The sequence below is a fragment of the Mycobacterium sp. genome, assembly GCF_036488105.1.
Classification (GTDB): domain Bacteria; phylum Actinomycetota; class Actinomycetes; order Mycobacteriales; family Mycobacteriaceae; genus Mycobacterium.
The window spans coordinates 1-4,782 of the sequence record NZ_DASXHW010000169.1 but is presented as its reverse complement, the minus strand read 5'-3'; the positions used below and the strand labels follow the sequence as shown (position 1 = coordinate 4,782).

General features: G+C 66.8%; 5 protein-coding genes. 2 read left to right on the top strand and 3 right to left on the bottom strand.

All coding sequences use genetic code 11. The features are described from left to right. Together VGH54_RS08840 and glpX are read right to left on the bottom strand one after the other, a co-directional pair. Positions 1 to 1,364: class II fumarate hydratase (locus VGH54_RS08840; RefSeq protein ID WP_331511573.1), on the bottom strand; the 1,364-nt coding region annotated here is incomplete at its 3' end. A gap of 59 nt (positions 1,365 to 1,423) precedes the next feature. Beyond that, the gene (gene glpX / locus VGH54_RS08835; protein ID WP_414688681.1) at positions 1,424 to 2,578 is read right to left on the bottom strand and encodes a class II fructose-bisphosphatase; all 1,155 of its coding nucleotides are present in this window, start codon (positions 2,576 to 2,578) and stop codon (positions 1,424 to 1,426) included. Here glpX and VGH54_RS08830 point away from each other — a divergent pair. Continuing rightward, a complete protein-coding gene (locus VGH54_RS08830) occupies positions 2,511 to 3,149 on the top strand; it encodes a DUF4245 domain-containing protein (RefSeq protein WP_331511571.1) in 639 nt (212 codons plus the stop codon). The two genes, glpX and VGH54_RS08830, sit on opposite strands and share 68 nt — an antisense overlap. Before the next feature lie 15 nt (positions 3,150 to 3,164). Next, complete coding sequence (locus VGH54_RS08825) at positions 3,165 to 3,962, top strand: dienelactone hydrolase family protein (RefSeq protein WP_331511570.1); 798 nt, start codon at positions 3,165 to 3,167, stop codon at positions 3,960 to 3,962. On the opposite strand, the gene VGH54_RS08820 is transcribed toward VGH54_RS08825, so the two are convergent. Continuing rightward, positions 3,943 to 4,782: SDR family oxidoreductase (locus VGH54_RS08820; protein ID WP_331511569.1), on the bottom strand; the 840-nt coding region annotated here is incomplete at its 5' end. The two genes, VGH54_RS08825 and VGH54_RS08820, sit on opposite strands and share 20 nt — an antisense overlap.

The window sequence follows — 4,782 nt, the reverse complement described above, 5'->3', positions numbered from 1 at the left end:
TCGAGGCGACGGTCGAGTTCTTCTTCGGACAGCTTGTCGCCGATCAGCCCGCGGTCGATTACGGTCTGCCGAATTGTCTTGCGCTCCTTGAGTGCTTGCTTGGCCACTGCGGCCGCTTCGTCGTAGCCGATCGCGGAGTTCAGCGGCGTGACGATCGACGGGGACGACTCGGCCAGCTCCCGCAGGTGCTCGACGTGGGCTGTGAGCCCGACGATGCACCGCTCGGCGAACAACGTCGAGACGTTGGTCAGCAGCTTGAACGACTCGAGGACGTTGCGGGCCATCATCGGGATGTAGACGTTGAGTTCGAATGCGCCCGACAGGCCGCCGACGGTGACGGCGGCGTCGTTGCCGATAACCTGCGCGGCGACCTGGGTAACCGCCTCGGGCAGAACGGGATTGACCTTGCCCGGCATGATCGAGCTACCCGGCTGCAGATCTGGCAGGTGGATCTCGCCCAGACCGGTCAGCGGACCCGATCCCATCCAGCGGACATCGTTGGCGATCTTGGTCAACGACACCGCGATGGTGCGCAGCGCGCCGGACGCTTCGACCAGCCCGTCACGGGCGGCCTGGGCCTCGAAAGAGTTTGTCGCGGTGCGTAGTTCGGTCAACCCGGTGTCTTTCACCAGCACCTGGACAACCTTGGCGCCGAACCCCTCGGGGGCGTTGAGGCCGGTGCCTACCGCGGTGCCGCCGATCGCCAGCTCGCCCAACCGGGGCAACGTCGCGCGGACCCGCTCGATACCGGCCTCGATCTGGCGGGCGTAGCCGGAGAACTCCTGGCCCAGCGTCACCGGAACGGCATCCATCAGGTGTGTGCGACCCGACTTGACCACGGTGTGCCATTCGCGGGCTTTGCCGGCCAGTGCGTCGTGCAGCACTTGCAGCGCCGGGATAAGGTGGCGCACAGCGGCTTCGGTGGCCGCGATGTGGGTGGCGGTCGGAAAGGTGTCGTTGGACGACTGCGACATGTTGACATCGTCATTGGGATGTACGGTCACGCCGTTGGCGGCGGCGATGCTCGCGATCACCTCGTTGGTGTTCATGTTGGAGCTGGTGCCCGACCCGGTCTGGAAGACGTCGATCGGGAACTGATCGTCATGCCGGCCGTCGGCGATTTCGGCGGCGGCGGCGATGATCGCGTCGGCCTTGTCGGCTGCCAGCAGTCCGAGGTCCTTGTTGACCTGCGCGCAGGCACCCTTCAGCAGACCCAGGGCGCGGATCTGGGTGCGCTCAAGGCCGCGGCCCGAGATCGGGAAGTTCTCCACGGCGCGCTGAGTCTGGGCCCGCCACAACGCTTTCGCGGGCACCTTGACCTCGCCCATGGAGTCGTGCTCAATGCGGTATTCGGTGTCTGCCATTTGGGGCTTTCTTGGTATATATGTGGTCTTGGTAGATATGTGGTCTCGCTAGGTAGTGCTTACGGCAGTGGGTACGCGGCGCTGCTATCGCCGGTGAAGTCGATGGCCGAGTATTCGTTGAGCTTGGTCAGGCGGTGAAACCCCTCGACCATCCGCAGCGTGCCGGACTTGGATCGCATCACGATCGACTGGGTGGTGCAGCCGCCCGGCTCGTAGCGCACTCCCTTGAGCAGGTCGCCGTCGGTGACGCCGGTCGCGCAGAAGAAGACGTTCTCCCCAGACACCAGGTCGCCGGTGGTCAGTACCTGATCCAGGTCGTAACCGGCGTCGAGTGCCTTCTGCCGCTCGGCGTCGTCCTTCGGTGCCAGTTGCGACTGAATCTCGCCGCCCATGCAGCGCATGGCCGCGGCGGTGATGATGCCCTCCGGGGTGCCGCCGATACCGGCCAGCATGTCGGTGCCGGAGCCGGGGCGGCACGCCGCGATCGCGCCCGCCACGTCACCGTCGGTGATCAGCCGGATCCGGGCCCCAGTGGCCCGCACATCCTCGATCAGCTGCGCGTGCCGCGGGCGGTCCAGGATGACCACCGTCATGTCCGGCACGGACAGCCCCTTGACCTTGGCGACCGCGCGGATGTTCTCGGCGATCGGAGCGGTGATGTCGAGGACGTGGGCGGCGTCGGGTCCCACGGCGATCTTGTTCATGTAGAAGACCGCCGACGGGTCGAACATGGAGCCGCGGTCGGCCACCGCGAGCACCGAGATGGCGTTGGGCATGCCCTTGCTCATCAGCGTGGTGCCGTCGATCGGGTCGACGGCGAAATCGCATTCCGGGCCGTCGCCGTTGCCGACTTCTTCGCCGTTGTAGAGCATCGGCGCGTGGTCCTTCTCACCCTCGCCGATCACGACGACGCCGCGCATCGAGACCGAATTCACCAGTTGGCGGATCGCGTCGACGGCAGCGGCGTCACCGCCCTCTTTGTCACCGCGGCCCACCCAGCGGCCGGCGGCCATGGCGCCTGCCTCGGTGACCCGGACGAGCTCGAGGGCGAGGTTGCGGTCCGGGGCTTCGCGACGAGAACCTGCGGTCATGGTTGCCGATTGTCCCAGAGGCGGGTTGCCGCTCGGGAGCTGGGATACTCGTGCTGTGACCTCGCAGCCAGAGCCGACGGCCAAACCGGCCAAGCCCCGGCTGCTGCAGGACGGCCGGGACATGTTCTGGTCGATCGCGCCGCTGGTAGTGGCCTGCATCGTGCTGGCCGGAATGGTCGGGATGTGCTCCTTTTCGCCGGGTGGAATCAACCGCGGACCGGTGCCGCCCTATGACGCCTCCAGCGCTCTGCGGGCCGACGCGCTGACGCTCGGCTTCCCGGTCCGGTTGCCGCTGCTGCCCCGGGGCTGGCAGGCCAACTCCGGCGGCCGCGGAGGTATCCCCGATGGCCGGACCGATCCGTCGGCCCACCAGCGGCTGCACGCCGTCACCTCCACCGTCGGCTACATCAGCCCGGGCGGTGAGTACCTGAGCCTCACCCAAAGCAACGCGGACGAAGTCAAGCTGGTCGGTTCGATTCACTCGTCGATGTTTCCCAGTGGAACCGTCGACGTGGACGGCATCCGGTGGATCACCTACCAGGGCGACGGTGGGGTTGAACCGGTGTGGACGACGCGGCTGAATAACCCGGCAGGTCCCGCCCAGATCGCGATCACCGGTGCGGGCAACGCCGACGAGTTTCGTACGCTGGCCGCGGCCACTCAATCGCAGCCGCCCCTACCCGCACACAGGTAAGAGAAGGGACCCTCAATGACTGCACCGGAAGCCGACCTCACCGGCTGGTCGGCGAAACCGTTCACCGGCGGCGGGTATACCCACGACGTCTATCGCCGTGGCGAGGGGCCCGGCGTGGTGCTGATTCCCGAGATACCGGGCATCCATCCCGGCGTGCTGGGCCTGGGAAATCACCTGGTGGACAACGGTTTCACCGTGGCGATGCCGTCGCTGTTCGGCGAGCCCGGCCGTCCGGTCACGGTCGGTTACACGCTTGATTCTCTCCGACGTGTTTGTGTGGCAAGGGAATTCGCCGCGCTTGCGACCAACAAGCACCGGCCGGTTGCGGATTTCCTGCGCGCATTGGCTCGTGACCTCAAAGCCTCGACACCGGGCAAAGGCGTCGGTGTGATCGGCCAGTGTTTCACCGGCGGATTCGCGCTGGCCGCCGCGGTCGACGACAGCGTGCTGGCACCGGTGCTCAGCCAGCCGTCGACGCCGTTTCCGTTGACCCCGCGCCAGCGCCGCGATGCCGGCCTCAGCGACGTGGAACTGAACGCATTCAAAGACCGCGCCACCAAGGAAGGCGTGTGCGCGATGGGTTTGCGATTCAGCAAGGACTTGATGTCACCGAGCGAACGGTTCACCACGCTCAAAGAGCGGCTCGGCGACGCGTTCGAGGTGATCGAGATCGACTCCGGCCCAGGCAATGAGCATGGGTTTAGCCGGGCGGCGCATTCGGTGCTGACCCTCGAGGTGCGAGAGGTCGACGGTCACCCGGCCTACGAGGCGCGCAAACGCGTCGTCGAGTTCCTCAAGGAGCGGCTGGTTTAGCTGCCTGGCGCTCGCGCTGATCGGCGATGAACCGAATCGACATGCGCTGCAACAGACCCGGCGCCAGCCGGGCGAACACCCAGGATGCGTAGGCCTGCTTCGGTTTGACCAGCAGGCCCTTGTTGCGGCTGATCGCCTTCAGCGTGTCAAGGGCCAGTCGGTCGGCGCTGTAGGCGTTCTTCATGCCCTGCCCACGCAGGTAGTAGTCGCGACCGACGAAACCGCCGATCGCGCCCTTGTCCAGAATCGGCGTCTCGACGGCGCCCGGACACACCGCCAGCACACCCACGCCGCGGGGAACGGCTTCCGAGCGCAGCGCCAGCGACAACCCGACGATCGCGTGTTTGGTCATCACGTAGCTGGTGATCTGGCCGGCCGCGGTCAGACCGGCCATCGATGCGGTGTTGACGATGAAGCCGTGGCCTTGCCGCAGCATCACCGGGTAGGCGGCGGTCACGCCGTGCACGACGCCGCGGATGTTGACGTCGATGATGGCGTTCCACTGCTCCAGCGTCAGCAGTTCGGTGTCTCCGCCCCAAGCGATTCCGGCGTTGTTGAACATCAGGTCGAGCCGTCCGGCGCGGGCGACGACGTCGTTGACGGCGGCCTTCACCGCGGCCGGGTCGGTGACATCGAGGATGGCCGACGTCGCTGACCCGGGACCTCGCAAGCTCTCGACGGTGCGGGCCGCCGCGGCGCCGTCGACGTCGGTGCAGACCACATCGGCGCCGGCGGTGACCAATGCACGGCACAGCGCGGCGCCGATGCCCGAGCCGGCACCGGTGACGATGGCCTGCTTGCCGGTGAAAGCCCTTGCAGT